The organism is Corynebacterium riegelii, from assembly GCF_016728505.1.
Taxonomy (GTDB): Bacteria; Actinomycetota; Actinomycetes; order Mycobacteriales; family Mycobacteriaceae; genus Corynebacterium; species Corynebacterium riegelii.
In genome coordinates this window covers 1,938,159-1,953,901 of the sequence record NZ_CP068159.1, presented here as the reverse complement: position 1 = coordinate 1,953,901, position 15,743 = coordinate 1,938,159, and the positions used below count along the sequence as shown (strand labels likewise).

15 protein-coding genes are annotated in these 15,743 nt (G+C 60.8%); 14 read left to right on the top strand and 1 reads right to left on the bottom strand.

The window, feature by feature from the left end:
• Positions 1-89 precede the first annotated feature (89 nt).
• Genes I6I71_RS09230 through I6I71_RS09190 form a run of 9 tightly spaced genes read left to right on the top strand, consistent with a single transcriptional unit; the run spans position 90 to position 10,115 of the window.
• Positions 90-1,067: a bile acid:sodium symporter family protein gene (locus tag I6I71_RS09230; RefSeq protein ID WP_052204314.1), complete on the top strand. Its 978-nt coding sequence runs from the start codon at positions 90-92 to the stop codon at positions 1,065-1,067.
• Positions 1,068-1,070: 3 nt separating this feature from the next.
• Positions 1,071-2,561 carry a depupylase/deamidase Dop gene (dop, locus tag I6I71_RS09225; protein WP_101734235.1) on the top strand — a complete coding sequence of 497 codons (1,491 nt, stop codon included), beginning with the start codon at positions 1,071-1,073 and terminating at the stop codon, positions 2,559-2,561.
• A gap of 4 nt (positions 2,562-2,565) precedes the next feature.
• On the top strand, positions 2,566-2,748 hold the full coding sequence (locus I6I71_RS09220; protein WP_052204318.1) for a ubiquitin-like protein Pup: 183 nt from the start codon (positions 2,566-2,568) through the stop codon (positions 2,746-2,748).
• Positions 2,749-2,779: 31 nt separating this feature from the next.
• Complete coding sequence (gene pafA, locus I6I71_RS09215) at positions 2,780-4,156, top strand: Pup--protein ligase (protein ID WP_201823626.1); 1,377 nt, start codon at positions 2,780-2,782, stop codon at positions 4,154-4,156.
• On the top strand, positions 4,149-5,066 hold the full coding sequence (locus tag I6I71_RS09210; protein WP_236587296.1) for a helix-turn-helix transcriptional regulator: 918 nt from the start codon (positions 4,149-4,151) through the stop codon (positions 5,064-5,066). The genes pafA and I6I71_RS09210 overlap by 8 nt, the downstream gene beginning before the upstream one ends.
• The gene (locus tag I6I71_RS09205; protein WP_236587295.1) at positions 5,063-6,007 is read left to right on the top strand and encodes a helix-turn-helix transcriptional regulator; all 945 of its coding nucleotides are present in this window, start codon (positions 5,063-5,065) and stop codon (positions 6,005-6,007) included. Before I6I71_RS09210 ends, I6I71_RS09205 begins: the two co-directional genes overlap by 4 nt.
• 5 nt (positions 6,008-6,012) lie before the next feature.
• On the top strand, positions 6,013-6,321 hold the full coding sequence (gene tatA / locus I6I71_RS09200) for a Sec-independent protein translocase subunit TatA (RefSeq protein ID WP_052204324.1): 309 nt from the start codon (positions 6,013-6,015) through the stop codon (positions 6,319-6,321).
• Between the two features lie 5 nt (positions 6,322-6,326).
• Positions 6,327-7,328, top strand: coding sequence for a twin-arginine translocase subunit TatC (gene tatC / locus I6I71_RS09195; RefSeq protein ID WP_083278985.1), 1,002 nt, complete (start codon positions 6,327-6,329; stop codon positions 7,326-7,328).
• Between the two features lie 30 nt (positions 7,329-7,358).
• Positions 7,359-10,115 (top strand): DEAD/DEAH box helicase, encoded by a 2,757-nt coding sequence (locus I6I71_RS09190; RefSeq protein ID WP_201820583.1) that lies wholly within the window; start codon positions 7,359-7,361, stop codon positions 10,113-10,115.
• Here the strand turns inward: I6I71_RS09190 and I6I71_RS09185 are convergent.
• A complete protein-coding gene (locus I6I71_RS09185; RefSeq protein ID WP_083439733.1) occupies positions 10,102-10,677 on the bottom strand; it encodes a trypsin-like serine peptidase in 576 nt (191 codons plus the stop codon). The genes I6I71_RS09190 and I6I71_RS09185 overlap by 14 nt on opposite strands.
• A 31-nt stretch (positions 10,678-10,708) precedes the next feature.
• Between I6I71_RS09185 and I6I71_RS09180 the strand changes: the two genes are divergently transcribed.
• From I6I71_RS09180 to lnt, 5 genes are read left to right on the top strand one after another with little or no spacing between them, the layout of a single operon-like run.
• Complete coding sequence (locus I6I71_RS09180) at positions 10,709-11,794, top strand: M24 family metallopeptidase (RefSeq protein WP_201820582.1); 1,086 nt, start codon at positions 10,709-10,711, stop codon at positions 11,792-11,794.
• Entirely contained in the window at positions 11,788-12,513 is a 726-nt protein-coding gene (locus I6I71_RS09175) for an SDR family oxidoreductase (RefSeq protein ID WP_101734233.1), read from the top strand. The genes I6I71_RS09180 and I6I71_RS09175 overlap by 7 nt, the downstream gene beginning before the upstream one ends.
• A gap of 6 nt (positions 12,514-12,519) precedes the next feature.
• Positions 12,520-13,722, top strand: coding sequence for a lipase family protein (locus I6I71_RS09170; protein ID WP_201820581.1), 1,203 nt, complete (start codon positions 12,520-12,522; stop codon positions 13,720-13,722).
• 10 nt (positions 13,723-13,732) lie between these two features.
• Complete coding sequence (locus I6I71_RS09165; protein ID WP_201820580.1) at positions 13,733-14,218, top strand: FxsA family protein; 486 nt, start codon at positions 13,733-13,735, stop codon at positions 14,216-14,218.
• Complete coding sequence (gene lnt / locus I6I71_RS09160; protein WP_201820579.1) at positions 14,219-15,739, top strand: apolipoprotein N-acyltransferase; 1,521 nt, start codon at positions 14,219-14,221, stop codon at positions 15,737-15,739.
• The last annotated feature ends 4 nt before the right edge of the window (positions 15,740-15,743 follow it).

Genomic DNA, 15,743 nt, shown 5'->3' with positions numbered 1-15,743 from the left:
CCCAATGCACACACGAAATGTGACGCAGCGTACAGTAGCCTCATCCCACACAGCGGGACTACATTTCCACACTTTGGACAGGAGGGGCCATGGCCACACTGATTGAACCGGAGTTCTCAACAAAGAAGGACCGATCCGCAGCGTTCGCAATTGCTGCTTTCCCCGTATTTATTCTTGTCGGCTCGGCCATCGCATTCATATTTCCTGCGCCGTTTCTGCCACTGACGCAGTACATCACCTACTTCCTCATGATCATCATGTTCGGCATGGGTCTGACCTTGACCATTCCGGACTTCAAGGAGATTGCCCGCCGGCCGGTCCCTGTGGTCATCGGCGTGATCGCGCAGTTTGTGATCATGCCGTTGGGGGCAGTAGCGGTAGCGAAGCTGCTGGGCCTCAACCCGATGTTGGCGGTTGGCCTCCTTATGTTGGGTTCGGTGCCAGGTGGTACGTCCTCCAACGTCATCGCCTACCTGTCTAAGGGTGATGTGGCACTGTCGGTTGCCATGACCAGTGTTTCTACGTTGGTCGCACCCATCATGACCCCGATTTTGATGCTGCTGCTCGCCGGGGCAGAGGTGGAAGTTAACGCTGGCGCGATGGCTGCTTCGCTTGCAAAGACGGTGCTGATCCCTGTGCTCGGTGGCCTGCTGCTTCGTTACCTGTTGGATTCGTGGATGGAGAAGATCTCGCCAGTCCTTCCGTGGATTTCCATCTTGGGCATCGGTGGTGTGGTGTTCCCAACGGTGGCCAAGAACCGCGAAGCACTCATTGAGGTCGGCCTCATGGTATTCCTCGCGGTGCTGCTGCACAACGTCCTCGGCTACGTGCTTGGTTACTACGCAGCGAAGTTCACTGGCCAGCCGGAAAGTTACCGCCGCACGGTTGCCATTGAGGTTGGTACGCAATCCGCTGGTCTGTCTTCGGGTATGGCGGGTAAGTTCTTCGCCCCTGAGGCGGCGCTGCCGGGTGCTGTTGCCGCGGTGCTGCACAACATTACGGGCGCTATCTATGCCTCCCTTGTTCGTAAACACCCCACAGAGAAGGAATCGGCAGCTACCATCTAGCGCATGACACGCTTCATGGGTACTGAGACGGAGTACGGCATTATGTGTCCGCAGGATCCGTCGTTAAGCCAACTGCTCACTTCTACACATGCTGTGGTGGCGTATGCGGCGCTGCATACGTCCGCTCGCTCGCGGTGGGACTATGAGGAAGAGGCACCCCTGAAGGACACTCGCGGGTTTGACCTGCGGCGCTACCGCAGCGTTCCGCAGGTAGACCCGAACGCGATGGGCGTTGCCAATGTTGTCACGGCCAACGGTGCACGTTTTTACGTGGACCACGGGCATCCGGAGTACAGCTCGCCGGAGACCTCCAACGCGTTTGACGCCATGATTCAGGACGCAGCCGGTGACATTTACCTCAACCAGGCTGCGGCCACGATCCGCCAGTTGTGGGAGCAGCAGGTCAGCGTGCTGGATAAGCACGATCCCTGCCCACCGCTGAAGTTTTACAAGAACAATGTGGACGGTAAGGGCCAGTCTTACGGCAGCCACGAGAACTACCTGTATTCGCGCCAGACGGATTTTTCGACGCTCACCCAGGCGCTCATTCCGTTCTTTGTTGCCCGCCAGGTCATTATTGGCGCTGGTCGCGTCGGCATTGGTCAGGCGTCTGAGCGTGATGGTTTCCAGATTTCGCAGCGTGCGGATTACTTTGAGCAGGAAATTTCTCTGGAGACCACGCTCAATCGCGGCATCATGAACACCCGCGATGAGCCGCACGCGAACGCGACGAAGTTCCGTCGCCTCCACGTCATTGTTGGAGATGCCAACATGAGCCAGTACTCCAACTTCCTCAAGATCGGCATGACCAAGCTGGTTATTGATGCGATTGAGAATGACGTTGATTTCACAGACCTTCGCCTTGCGGATCCGGTTGCGGAGATGCACAACGTCTCGCACGACCCGACACTGAAGCATGAGCTTTTGCTTGCGGACGGCCAGCGCATCCCCGCGACCGCGCTCCTGCGGAAGTATATGGATAGGTGTGAGGCGCACGATGGCGTCGATAAGCAAGTGCTCGAACTGTGGGACGAGATCCTCACTGACTTGGAGCGCGACCCGCTGTCCACCGCGGACCGCCTGGATTGGACGGCGAAGTGGGCCCTGCTGAAGGGCTATACGGACCGAGGGGTCAGCTGGTCGGATCCGAAGTTGAAGATGATTGACATCCAGTATTCGGACATTGATCCGGAGAAGTCGCTCTACCACGCGCTTGTGCGCAAGGGCCGGATGCGCACCATGGTCAGCGATGACGTGATTGCACAAGCCGCAGCCAACCCGCCGGAGGACTCGCGCGCCTACTTCCGCGGTCACGTCACCCAGCGCTTCGGCGAGGACATTGTGGCGGCGAGCTGGCAGTCCATCATTTTCAACCTGGACGGTGAGGTGATCCGTTTGCCAATGGACAAACTTGACCGTTTCACTAAGGCCGATATTGGTGACGTGTTGGATCGCGTAACCAACGTTCGGGAACTACTTCAAGCGTTAGGGTAGAGACATGACACAGCAGCAAGTTTTTGGAAAACCTGGTGGGGACGACACTCCGGAGGAGCCGTTCGAGGCAGGACAGGCGCAGATCAGCACCACTGGTACTGAGGACCTGTTGGATGAGATTGATGCGCTGCTAGATAACAACGCGGAGGAGTTTGTGCGCTCGTTCGTGCAAAAGGGTGGGCAGTAGAGTGACAAACGGCCTCTATCCGCGCCGCATTATGGGTGTGGAAACGGAGTTTGGTGTCGTCGCGTACAAGGATGGAAAGGCGGTGCTGACGCCGGAGGAGGCCGCTCGCTACCTGTTTCGTCCTGTTGTGGCGAAGCACCGGAGCTCCAACATTTTCACTGATAACGCCTCACGGTTGTACCTGGATGTGGGCTCGCACCCGGAGTATGCGACAGCGGAGTGCGATTCGGTAACGCAGCTTCTGAATTACGACAAGGCTGGCGAGGCCGCGTTTGCCCAGCTCGCGCGCCAGGCTGACCACGCGATGGCTGCCGATCGTATTGACGCCAATATTTACCTGTTTAAGAACAACGTCGATTCGGCGGGCAACTCCTACGGCGCCCATGAGAACTACTTGATTAGCCGTGATTTGGTGTTGAAGTCTTTTGGCAAGCAGCTGTTGCCCTTTCTGATTACGCGTCAGCTGATTTGTGGGGCGGGCATGATCAAAAAGGGTCGCTTCGTCATCTCGCAGCGTGCCGATCAGGTGTGGGAGGGCGTTTCTTCTGCCACGACTCGTACGCGTCCGATTATTAATACGCGTGATGAGCCGCATGGGGATTCGCGTCGTTTCCGCCGCATGCATGTCATTGTGGGCGATTCCAACATGTCTGAGCCGTCGTTTGCGCTGAAGGTTGGCTCCCTGTTGTTGGTGATTGAGATGTTGGAGGCGGGTTTTGACCTGCCGGATGTGGAGCTGGACAACCCGATCGGCCACATTCGTGACATTGCGCTTGACCCAACTGGTGGCACGGAGCTTTTGCTTCGCGACGGTGGCGTGACCACCGCCCTCGCCGTCCAACAAGGCACGCTGGACGCTGCCCGGCGCTGGCTGGAGGTGCGCCCAGATGAGGGAACGCCGAACGAGGAGATGGCGCGCATCGTGGACCTGTGGCAGCGCACACTTGATGCAATCGCGTCGCAGGATTTCTCGGGCGTGGACACCGAGATCGACTGGGTGATCAAGCGCAAGCTGCTCACCCAGGTCAAGGACAAACTGGGTTGCGACTGGGATCACCCGCGTCTTGCCCAGATCGACTTGACGTATCACGACATCGATCGAGATCGTGGTCTGTTTTACCTCTTGGAGCGCAAGGGTCTGGCCAAGCGTTGGACCACTGATGAAGCAATTGCACAGGCACTGCAGGCTCCGCCCGCGACGACACGTGCAGTGCTGCGCGGCAAATTCTTGGACGCCGTGCGTGCAGCGGATGTGGACCATAACGTTGATTGGGTGCATCTGAAGATCAACCGTCCGGAGCCGGTCACACTTGAGCTGCTGGACCCGTTTGCTACGGAGAACGACGAGGTCGACGCACTGATTTCCCGTATCGCCGAAACGCGCCAAGGCGAGGCAAACCGTGAGTGAGGTGGATGCTGGCCGCAGGCAAGTCAATCTCACGTTTGCCCTGCTGGGCGCTGAAAGCCCACGCAACATGGAGTGGGTTGGACGTAACGTGGACGGCTACCAGGGTAAGTCGCCGTCGGCGTTGGCAATCATGCTTTCGCGTGACGTGAAAGAGCTTCGCAGCATGTGGGTTCCAGTGCGCTACCTGGACGGTGAACTGTGGTTGGACAAAGACCAGTACGAGCTGGAACCGGTGGAGTTGACCGAGGCTGAGGCGTCCGTCATTGGTCTGGCGGCTGATTTGGCACACGGCGCCAATCTGGGGGCGTTTGCTCGTTCGGGTTGGACGAAGCTTGCGGCTTCTGGGGCGACGCGTTCGTTTGATGAGCCAGTGTTGGCCTCGTTTTCCAACGACATCACACGCCTAGACCCAGACACGTTGCGTCATTTGCTCACGGGTGTGCGAACGTCGAAACGCTTAAAGTTTGATTTCGTTTCCTCACCGGGCAAGCCGGTGCAGACGCGCACGGTGGATCCATGGGGGATTGTGCCGCTGAATAACCGCGCCTATCTGGTGGGATGGGACCGCGATCGCGATGCGGCGCGTGTGTTTCGCGTCCGCAAGATTTCTCATGTGCGCGGGGTCAACGCGACTGACTTCAAGAGGCAGGAGGGGAGTCTGCAGGAGATCGTCGAGAAGCAACTGCAGCATGCGCTGACGGATGCAACGGTGACGGTGAGCGGCGCCGCGGGCGATGAACTGGCTAGCCGCGGCCAGCGTGACGGTGACACGATCAAGCTTCAAGGCGTGGACCGTGATTGGTTGGTGCGCACAGTGGCATCCTTGGCGGGCAGTGTGAGCGCAATAGAACCGGCGGACGTGCGAGAAGACGTCGTGGCGTTGCTGCGGCACGTGGGAGGAGAGAAGTGACCTCAACGAATCCAGCCCAGCAGAGGCGCGAGCGTGTGGTGCGCCAGCTGAACTTGCTTGCGTATGTGGGCAAGCACCCAGACTCCACGGTGATGGAGATGGCACGTGACTTGGGTTCGGATCCCGGTGAGATCAGGGATGACCTCAACGCGTTGCTTCTTTCAGGCGTGGGCATGCATGGTGGGCAGATGATTGACCTGAATCATGATTGGTTTTCGGTCAACGTGATTAACAACCAGGGGCTGGACAAGCCTCTGCGCCTGACTCCCACTGAGGCGAACGCGCTGTTGCTGTTGCTGGAGTCCTTGGAAACCATGCCGGGGATTGTGGACGCTGACGCGGTGATATCTGCCGCCGCAAAGATTCGCGCCGTGGCGCATGGTGCTGGGGTAGATGATGCGCAGATGCACGCCGAGGGCACCCCGGCTGCGACGATCCGCCAGGCAATTGCGGAGGAAAAGCAGCTTGAGTTGTCCTATTACTCTGCAACGTCCAACGCAACGTCAACGCGCATGGTTTCGCCGATTGACACGTTCCATAAGGATGGCCAAACGTACCTGCGTGCCTGGGATCACGGTGAGCTGCGTATGTTCCGCTTTGATCGCATCAGGAGCATTGTGCTTACCGACGCCACGTCGAACCCACCCAACGCCCCAACCCCAACCCTGGATCCTGCTGATCCGTTCAGCATGCGCGATGCAAAACGCGCGCAGCTGTTGATCCACCGCGACGCCACGTGGCTGGCAGACGACTGGGATCTGGATATCGACCTTTCCCACGAGGGTGGGGAGTGGGTGCCAGCGCAAATGCGCTACGGCAGTGCCGATTGGCTCGTGCGCTTCTGTTTGGGCCAGGCTGGCAGGGTGCGTTTGCAGGCACCAGAGGAACTTGCCGAGGAAGTTGTTCGTCGCGCGGACGTCGCGATGCGCGTGTTAGGATGACGCACATGCCTAATCTCGGTGCTCCCGAAATTCTGATTATTCTTGCCATCGTGCTGCTGCTGTTTGGCGCAAACAAGCTGCCTGACTTGGCGCGTTCGATGGGTCGTTCGGCTCGTATTTTCAAGTCTGAGGTCAAGGAGATGCGTCGTGAAGACGCGGAAGACCAGCCTGCGACCACCGCACCGCAGGGCGAGTTGACTGCAGGCCCGGCCACCACGGCTAACCCGGCCTCCCCGGTGAACCCGGAGACCAGCAGCGCATCCCAGGGCGATGACTTCTGGGATCGTCCTGAAAACCAGCCGACGCAGCGCTAGTTCACATGGCGTCTCAGGCGTCGTCAACGCCGCGGGCGGGAAAAGCTCGCAGGCGAAAGCGCAAGCATAACCCTCAGGGGGAAATGACGCTGGTGGAGCACCTGACGGAGCTCCGCCGGCGCGTTATTGTGTCCCTGGTTGCCATTGTGGTGGGCACCATCATCGGGTTCATTTGGTACCAGAGCGCCCCCGGTGGCCTGATGCCGTTGGGTGAGATTATTCGCCGCCCTTACTGCAACCTGCCGCAGGATTTGCGTGCGGATTTCACGCATGACGGCTCCTGCCGCCTGTTGGCCACCAGCCCGTTTGAGATGTTCATGCTGCGCCTGAAGGTGGGTGCGCTGGCGGGGTTGGTGATGGCCTCGCCAATCTGGCTGCTGCAGATCTGGAACTTCATCACCCCTGGGTTGCACAAGAATGAGCGGCGCTACACGTTTACCTTTGTCACGCTTGCGGTGACGTTGTTTGTCGCCGGTGCTGTGCTGGCGTACTTCGTGCTGGACCAAGGCCTGTACGTGCTTATGACCATGGGCGGGGAAGTCCAGGTAGGCGGTCTCACCGGCCAGAGCTACTACAACTTCCTGCTTGGCCTGACCGTGGTGTTCGGCGTGAGCTTTGAGCTGCCACTCATCGTTGTCATGCTCAACCTCGCGGGCATCTTGCGATACGACATGGTGAAGGAAAAGCGCCGCATCATCATCGTCGGCCTGTTTATTTTCGCGGCGTTTATGACCCCTGGCCAAGACCCGTTCTCCATGGTTGCGCTTGGTACATCGATGGCGGTGCTTGTAGAGATCGCGTTTCAGTTCTGCCGCCTCCATGACAAGCGGACAAACCGTGCGCGCCCGGACTGGATGGACCTAGATGATGAGGAGGCCTCCGGGCCAATCACGGCGCCCACATCGGTTGGCGGCACAGAGTCAATTGCCGCCGCGCCGATAGAGTCGCCGCAGCCTGTGGCGCCCAGCCGGAAGAAGCCAGAGGACCCGTTTAGCGACGTTCTTTAGCCCCGCACACAACCACGTACGCTGGTAGCTATGTCTGGGACGTTTTTGGGTGAATTTGTGGCGTCGAAAAGCTTTAAGCTCGACCCCTTTCAACTTGATGCCTGCCGTGAGGTGGAGGCGGACCGTGGGGTGCTGGTGTGCGCGCCGACGGGCTCCGGCAAGACGGTGGTGGGGGAGTTTGCCGTGGCGCTGGCGCTGAGTCGCGGCACAAAGTGTTTCTACACTACGCCAATTAAGGCGCTAAGCAACCAGAAATACCACGACCTGGTTGCAGAGCATGGCGAGGACGCCGTGGGGCTTCTCACCGGCGATGTGTCCATTAACGGCTCCGCTGAGGTAGTTGTGATGACCACTGAAGTGCTGCGCAATATGATCTACGCGGAATCGCCCCAGTTGGACAGGCTGAGCCACGTGGTGATGGATGAGATCCACTACCTGGCGGATCTGGACCGCGGCGCGGTGTGGGAAGAGATCATCTTGAACCTGGATGATTCGGTAAGCCTCATCGGCTTATCCGCAACGGTGTCGAATTCGGAGGAGTTCGGTGAGTGGCTGAGCACGGTGCGCGGGGACACCGCCGTGATTGTGTCTGAGCACCGTCCTGTGCCGCTGAGCCAGTACATGATGGTCGGCCGCAAGGTGTTTCCGCTGTTTGAGCCGGATTCAGACCAGGTGAATCGGGAACTTGAACGCGCCATTGCCCGCATTGAGGCGGGTGCGGGTGACCAGGGCCGATCGGATTATGAGCAGGGCAGGGGCTTTCGCTCGCGTGCGGACGGTCGGCGCTCCGGCCGCGAACGCTCCCAGGACCGAGTGCGCCCAGTCGGCCGACCGGAGGTGGTCCGAGCGTTGCAGGGGCGCGACATGTTGCCGGCGATCGTCTTCATCTTCTCCCGTGCGGGTTGCGACGGCGCACTGTTCCAATGCCTACGCTCCCGAAAAGAACTGACCACGCCGGAGGAACAGGAGCAGATCCGGGCGATTATCGACGCCGGCGTAGCCGACATCCCCGAAGAAGACCTCGAAGTTCTGAACTATCGCCAAGTGCGCACAGCTTGGACCCGTGGTTTTGCGGCGCATCACGCGGGCCTGTTGCCGGCGTTTAAGCACATTGTTGAGCAGCTTTTTGTGCGAGGCCTGGTCAAGGTGGTGTTTGCCACCGAGACGCTAGCGTTGGGTATCAACATGCCGGCGCGCACCGTGGTGCTGGAGAAGATGGTGAAGTTCAACGGTGAGGCACACGTGGACTTAACACCTGGCCAGTACACGCAGCTGACTGGGCGTGCGGGCCGCCGCGGCATTGACCACATTGGTAACGCGGTGGTGCAGTGGGCCCCGGCGATGGACCCGCGTGAGGTTGCGGGGCTTGCGTCTACGCGTACCTATCCGTTGATTTCACCGTTTGCGCCGGGCTACAACATGGCGATCAACATGCTGGGCATGAACGGCTACGAGGACTCCATTCGCCTCATTGAGCAGTCGTTTGCCCAGTTCCAAACTGACCGTTCGGTGGTGGGTGAGGTGCGCGAGATCGAGCGCCTCGAGGCGAAGGTGCGAAAGCTGCGGGCGCAGTTGGATCGTGACGTTGCAACGCTTGCCGGTGCCGAAACCGACGACGCCGCAGACCAGCTGGTGGAGTACCTGACACTGCGGCGTGAGCTCAGCGACGCCGAGAAGGAGGCCCGCCGCACTTTCCTGCATGACCGCGAAGTAGAAACCCGCAAGATCCTTGGCCGCCTGCAGGTAGGCGAAGTGGTTGCGATTCCGGGCAAGAAGATGCCGGAGCTTGCCGCGGTGGTGCAGCCAGCGGGCAGGCAGGATGATCCCCGCCCGTGGGTGACTACGGAGCGCGGCTGGTCTGGGCGCATTAGCGCGGATATGTTCCGTAATCCGCCGATTGTGGTGGGCCGTATCAAGGTGCCGCGTCATATGCAGCAGCAGCCGCGCAAACACACGCGCAAGGTGGTTGATCTTCTCAGGCGCAGCAATTTCCACGCGCCGAAGCGGATGAAGGATCAGGCGCGGGTGCGTCCGTCGAAGAAGGTCACGGCGCTGCGAGAGGCGATCCGCCAGCATCCGGCGCACCATTGGCCGGCGCCGCAGCGTGAGCTGTTGGCTCGCGTTGGCGAGCAGTTGGTGCGCGAGGAGCGCAAGCTTGAACGCGTCCAGCGCCAGGTGGACCGCTCGACCGATACGCTTGGCCGCACCTTCGAGCGCATTATCGGCCTTCTCACGGAGCTGGACTACGTGGAGCTGCGTGATGGCCAGCCGCAGGTCACGGAGGAGGGCGAGCGCCTGGCCAGAATCCATAACGTGTCCGATTTGCTGGTGGCGCAGTGTTTGAAGCGCGGTATTTGGGACGAGTTGGATCCTGCGGAGCTGGCCGGCGTTGCCTCAATGATGGTCTTTGAGAACCGCAAAACCACCGGTGGGTATCCGGAGGCCGCCACAGATGCGATGGCGGACGCGATGAATGAGACGATGCGCGTCTACAACGAGCTGACTACGGATGAGCAGCGCCACCAGCTGCCGGTGACGCGTCTCCCGGAGGCTGGGTTCGCGCTGGCGGTGCATCAGTGGACTGCTGGTGCGCCGTTAGGTTACGCCATGGCTGCGGCAGCGGAGTCGGGCGCGGAGTTGTCCGCAGGTGACTTTGTGCGCTGGTGCCGTCAGATCATTGACGTGCTGGAGCAGATCCACAACACGGGCTACAGCGATACCATCCGCAAGAACGCCAATCGGGCTATTGATGCTATGCGACGCGGCGTGGTGGCTATCGGCGCTTAAGCGCCTCGAGCTTGTCGACGACGCGGGGTGAGACTAACGCAACCGTCGCCAAGCGAAGGTTCCTGCCGTATGGGTCTAGGATCAGCGACTGGACGGCGAAGATGCGTCCCTTCGCGACGATGGGTCCACCCGAGTCGCCTTTAATCGCACCGCTGAGCACGAGGCCTGCGGGCCTCACGCGCGTGTAGCCTGCGCGCGAGACTGCCAAGGGCAGTGGCGTGAGGTACCTGCCTGCGCGCGCGTTTGGGGTGCGTGCTCCTCCGCCGAAGCCGAAAGTAACGGTTTGGCTGAGCAGTGAAGGTGGCGGTCCAATCGTGGGAAAGTCTCCAAGCACCACTGGTTTTGTGAGCGTAACCAGCGCAATGTCAGTGCCGGGGAAAAGGTAGAGCTCGTCGATTCGCCGGCGCTCTTCGCCTACGGAGCACATCACACTGCGAAGCTTTGCCAGCAGCGGAATGAAGAAGTGGCCGCAGGTCAGCACCACATCTGGTGCGACAAGTGTGCCGGTGCAGTAACTGCTGGCACTGTGGAGCCGGACGAGATGGGCGGGGGAGACGGACACGCGACCATGCTAGCGCCCTACGATTGTGGCCATGAATTTGTTTGCTGAGGAGTTCTACGCAACACGCCGCCAAGCACTACAGAAGCGGGTAGCGCAATCCGATGTCACTGCCCTGGTTATCGGCGTTGGCGCGGAGATGAAGGCGTTGACTGGGCATGAGTTCCACTCGCATGAGCGCTTGACCGCGCTGGTAGTAACGGCTGATTCCCAGGTGCTTATCGCCCCGGCGACGGATGCGGCCTCTTTGCCGGCCCTTACGGACGTGACCGTGCAATCGTGGCGCGACGGCGAAAACCCGTACGCTGCCGTGGCCAACGTCGCAGGGGGACCTGCAGAACTTGCCCGGACGTTGACCGCGGATCACGTGTTTGGTCTTCAGGGCGTGCTGCCTGAAACCAGGCTAATGTCGCAGCAGTTTGCGGACATGTTCATGATCAAGGACCCGGCGGAGATCGCTGAGTTGGCTCGGGCCGGCGCCGCCATCGACTGGGTCCACGAGCAGGTCCCCGCCCTGCTGGTCGCCGGGCGTACGGAGGCAGAGGTTGCGGCTGAAATCGCCGAACTCATTCGCCGTGAGCACGCCCAGGCGGACTTTGTCATCGTCGGATCTGGCCCCAACGGCGCTAATCCGCACCACGACTTTTCTGACCGCGTGTTGCAGCCAGGGGATCCGGTGGTGGTGGACATCGGCGGCACACTTGACACTGGGTACCACTCGGACAGCACGCGCACCTATGTAGTGCCGGGTGCTGTGGCGTCACCGGAGTTTCAACGCGCCTACCAGGTAGTGCTCGAAGCCCAGCAGGCTGCCGCAGCTGCTGCGCGCCCAGGCATGACGGCTGGTGAGCTGGATGCGGTTGCGCGCGACATCATTACAGCGGCTGGTTTTGGCGATGAATTCTCCCACCGCCTGGGTCACGGCATCGGCCTGGAGATTCACGAGCAGCCCTTCATCATCGCCGGTTCTGACCTGGTCCTTGAGGAAGGTATGGCGTTTTCCATTGAGCCGGGCGTGTACGTCGACGGTCAGTTCGGTGTACGCATCGAGGACATTGTGACGCTGACGGATACAGGTGCCCGCTCACTCAACAACGCCCCAAAGGCACTTAAATGCTAAGTCAGGGCACAATTCTTCTCCTTGGCGCTACCAGCGATATTGGCGGTGAGATTGCTCAGCGTATCTGTCAGGGCCGCGATGTGGTGTGTGCGGTGAGGGATGTGGGGGTTGGCGTGGGCGTCGAGAAGCAACTGCTCAATGCTGGTGCCAGTAGCGTGCGGACGGTGGCGTTTGAGGCAACTGACTTAGAGTCGCACCGTGCGCTGGTTGAGTCGGTGGACAACCTCACCACCGCCATCGTGGCGTTTGGCATCCTGGGCGACCAGGAGCTGGCTGAGCGCGATGAGCGGGAAGCCGTGCGTATTGCCAGCGTGGATTACCTCGCCCAGGTCAGCATGCTCACCGTGCTTGCAGACGTAATGCAGCGCGGCGAAATCTTCGCCTTTTCTTCCATTGCCGGCTGGCGGGCGCGCCGCGCGAACTACGTCTACGGCTCCACGAAGGCGGGGCTAGACGCGTTCTGCCAGGGCATGGCGGATCGCTTGCACGGTAGCGACTTGCACCTGATCACGGCGCGGCCAGGCTTTGTCATTGGCAAGATGACCACCGGAATGAAACCGGCGATCATGTCGGTGACTCCGGACGTTGTAGCGGAAGCAGTGGTTTCCGCCGCAAGCCGCGGTCGCAGCCAAACCGTGTGGATTCCGGGCAGGCTTGCGTTGCTTGCCTTCATCATGCGCCTTGTGCCCCGCCCAATTTGGCGCCATATGCCGAGGTAATAGAGCTTGTTTACACCGATCGCACGCACGGCATTGGGGCTGGCGGGAAGCGTATTTGTGCTTCGCCCACGCACAGACCCTGAGTTCGCGGCCGCTACCTGGCTTGCTGGCGCGCGCCCAGGACAGCTCTTGGCGGCTGAAACGATCAGCCCGATAGGCCTTGGTGGTCGGATGAACCCGGCCAAAGCGTGGCGCATCAGCTACGCAACGAGTGATCGCGATAGCCGCGTCTTAAGCGCAACCGGAGCCGTATTCCGATCGCTCTCGCCGTGGCGGGGTGAAGGCGAGGCACCCACGGTGGCGTTTGCCCCCTCCACACAGGGGGTCGCGCCGCGTTGTGATCCTTCCTACACCTGCACCGTGGGTTTCAGCACCCGTCGCAGTCCTTTGGACGCCATCGCGGCGTATGAGCAGCCGGCGATCAACCTGTTGTTGGCGTGCGGCGCGAACGTGGTGGTCACGGACTACCCGCGTGATCCCGAAGACAACGTGCAGCTGTATTGCGACCACGTCTCATCAGCTCGCGCGTTGGCTGACGCGCTGCGGGCATCATCCGAGCTTGGTATAGACACCACCAACCTCGGCCTGTGGGGGTTTTCCCAAGGCGGCGGCGCGGTAGGTGCCTGGCTTGAGCAGCCGGAGTACACCCCTGAACTGCAACCGCTTGCGGCTGTAGTGGGCGCCCCGCCGGCCGATCTGATCGCCATGCTGGACCATGTGGACGGGGCAATGTCCTCTGTTGTCATCCTGTACGCGGTGGCGGCACTCATGGCCGCGGATGAGCGGATTGCTGGCGAGATCACCCCCCACTTGAGTGGGGAAGGGGTGCGCGCTGTCATGCTCGGTGCGCAGGTATGTGCGGCAGGCGCGGTGTTGCACAGGCCGTGGGCGCAGACAAGCACATGGACCACTACCGGCCAAACTATGGCTGAGCTGTTGGCAGACTTGCCGCTGACATCGGCACATCTTGAGGCTTCCCGGCTCGGGTCGCGCCGCCCGCCGCGTATCCCGATCCGCCTGTGGGCTTCGCTTTTCGACGACCTCGTGCCCCACCCAACCGTCACCACCCTCGGCAGCGCCTGGGGCGTGGATGTGCATACGCGGCGGCTGCCGCGCATTCTGGGGCGCACCGGTATGAACCACTTCGGACCGTACTTCGCGTGGCTCAGCCGGGATGTGCGTTGGCTGCTAGCACAGCTTGGCGGGTAGCCTATGGCACATGCCGCTGCTTATGTTTGCGTACTTTGCCGTTGAGATGCTGGCGTTTTGGGGAGTTGCCAAAGCAATCGGGGTGGGTTGGGCGCTCCTTTTGGTTCTAGCGTTGATGGCGCTCGGGGCGTTTGCCGCCAGCTTGTCGCTTCGCGCTGCCGTGGCGCGCGCAGCACAAGGGCGTTCATCTGTTGGCCGATTGGCAGGCGATAGCGCACTGCTGTTGGCGGGGTGGGCGCTGTGTATCGTGCCGGGGTTCGTGTCCTCGTTTGTGGGGTTGCTGTTGATTTTGCCGCCGGCGCGCGCGTTGATCCGCGGCGTGTTGACGGCGCGTGTTCGCCGCGACATTGAGCAAGTGGGCATGCGCGTTTATGAGTCGGCTCCGATGTCTCGCTACCGCACCAGCTACGGAACGTTCACCCCGGAAAAGGACACGTCCCACGAGGTTATCGACGCCGAGGAACTGGAAAAGTGGTACCGGATGGGGGACGACTAGGTGCTGGCGTTTTACCGCATCACACTGGCAGCCCTTGCTGGCTGGCTAGTGTATTTGTCCTATGAACCGCATGGCTACTGGTGGTGCGCCATTGCCGGTATTGCGCTGTTGTTCCTGGCGCTATCGCCGTGGTCGCCGGAGGTAACCGGCAAGATTGGGCTGGCGGGTGCTGCGCAGGAGCGTCCGAGTGCCGCCTTTGGCGCGCTGCTCGGGTTTGTGCACGGTGTGGCGTGCTACCTCTACTTGTTGCCGTGGATCGGCGAATTTGTCGGAGCGATGCCCTATGTTGCGCTGAGTATCACGATGGCGCTCTACGCTATTATGACCGGCCTCTTTGGGGTGCGCGTGGCGCGCACCCGCTACGGCTTCCTTACGTTTGCACTGGTGTATGTGGCAGTGGAGTTCATCCGCTCCTCTGTGCCTTTTGGAGGGTTTGCGTGGGTTCGCCTTGCCTGGGGGCAGATCAATGGACCGCTGGCTTCGCTTGCCGCGTGGGGTGGGCCAGTGCTAGTTACCTGTGCCACGGTGATTGTTGGCGCGAGTCTATGCGCCCTGGTGCTTCGTTCAGGACGTGCGCGTGTGGCTGCGGCTGCAGGTGTCGTCGCGCCACTTCTGCTCGGCTTGGGTGCTTGGTTGGGGGTGGACTCCCCGTCGAAAACCAGCGACGAGGTGACGGTTGCCGCAGTGCAAGGCAACGTGCCAAGGCTTGGTCTGGACTTCAACGCGCAGCGCCGCGCGGTGCTGGCCAACCACGTCAATGAGACGCTCAAGCTTGCTGGCACCCATGTTGACTTCGTTATCTGGCCCGAGAATTCATCTGACGTCAATCCGTTTACGGATGCTGAGGCTGCGCAGCTCATTGACTCCGCCGTACAAGCTGTGGGCGCGCCGATCATGGTTGGCACGCTGACCCGTGACCAAGTCGGGGCCCGCAACACCCAAGTCGTCTTCGACCCGGTGACAGGACCCGGCGATATGCACCACAAGCGCTTCCTCCAGCCGTTTGGCGAATATATGCCTATGCGGGATTTCTTCCGCAACTTCTCTGACCTTGTGGACTTGGCGGGCGACTTCAAGCCAGGGGATGGTCCGGGCGTGGTGCGAATCGGCAACACCATCCTGGGTGTAGCCACCTGCTACGAGGTTGCGGAGGACCCCGCCTACCGGATGGCGGTGAAAAACGGCGCCCAAATCTTGGCCACACCTACAAACAACGCCACCTTCGGCTTCACCGACATGACCTACCAGCAGTTGGCGATGAGCCGCATGCGCGCCATTGAGTTGGACCGTGCGGTCGTTGTCGCCGCAACCTCGGGTGTGTCTGCCATCGTGCACCCGGATGGTTCTGTCTCCCAGCAAACAGAGATTTTTGAGGCCAACCACCTTGTAGAAGCATTGCCGCTTCGCACCGGACTGACTCCGGCTGCCCGCTTTGGCGCGGTGTTGGAGTGGCTGCTTGTGCTTGCAGGTGCTGCGGCGGTGCTGCTGGCACGTCGCGAGTATGCTGCAAATGTTAACTAACCTG

What these genes read in the sequence shown, in the direction of transcription:
- I6I71_RS09230 (WP_052204314.1), top strand. Translation starts at nt 90, where the DNA reads ATGGCCACACTGATTGAACCGGAGTTCTCAACAAAGAAGGACCGATCC.
- dop (WP_101734235.1), top strand. Translation starts at nt 1,071, where the DNA reads ATGACACGCTTCATGGGTACTGAGACGGAGTACGGCATTATGTGTCCG.
- I6I71_RS09220 (WP_052204318.1), top strand. Translation starts at nt 2,566, where the DNA reads ATGACACAGCAGCAAGTTTTTGGAAAACCTGGTGGGGACGACACTCCG.
- pafA (WP_201823626.1), top strand. Translation starts at nt 2,780, where the DNA reads ATGGGTGTGGAAACGGAGTTTGGTGTCGTCGCGTACAAGGATGGAAAG.
- tatA (WP_052204324.1), top strand. Translation starts at nt 6,013, where the DNA reads ATGCCTAATCTCGGTGCTCCCGAAATTCTGATTATTCTTGCCATCGTG.
- tatC (WP_083278985.1), top strand. Translation starts at nt 6,327, where the DNA reads ATGGCGTCTCAGGCGTCGTCAACGCCGCGGGCGGGAAAAGCTCGCAGG.
- I6I71_RS09190 (WP_201820583.1), top strand. Translation starts at nt 7,359, where the DNA reads ATGTCTGGGACGTTTTTGGGTGAATTTGTGGCGTCGAAAAGCTTTAAG.
- I6I71_RS09180 (WP_201820582.1), top strand. Translation starts at nt 10,709, where the DNA reads ATGAATTTGTTTGCTGAGGAGTTCTACGCAACACGCCGCCAAGCACTA.
- I6I71_RS09175 (WP_101734233.1), top strand. Translation starts at nt 11,788, where the DNA reads ATGCTAAGTCAGGGCACAATTCTTCTCCTTGGCGCTACCAGCGATATT.
- I6I71_RS09165 (WP_201820580.1), top strand. Translation starts at nt 13,733, where the DNA reads ATGCCGCTGCTTATGTTTGCGTACTTTGCCGTTGAGATGCTGGCGTTT.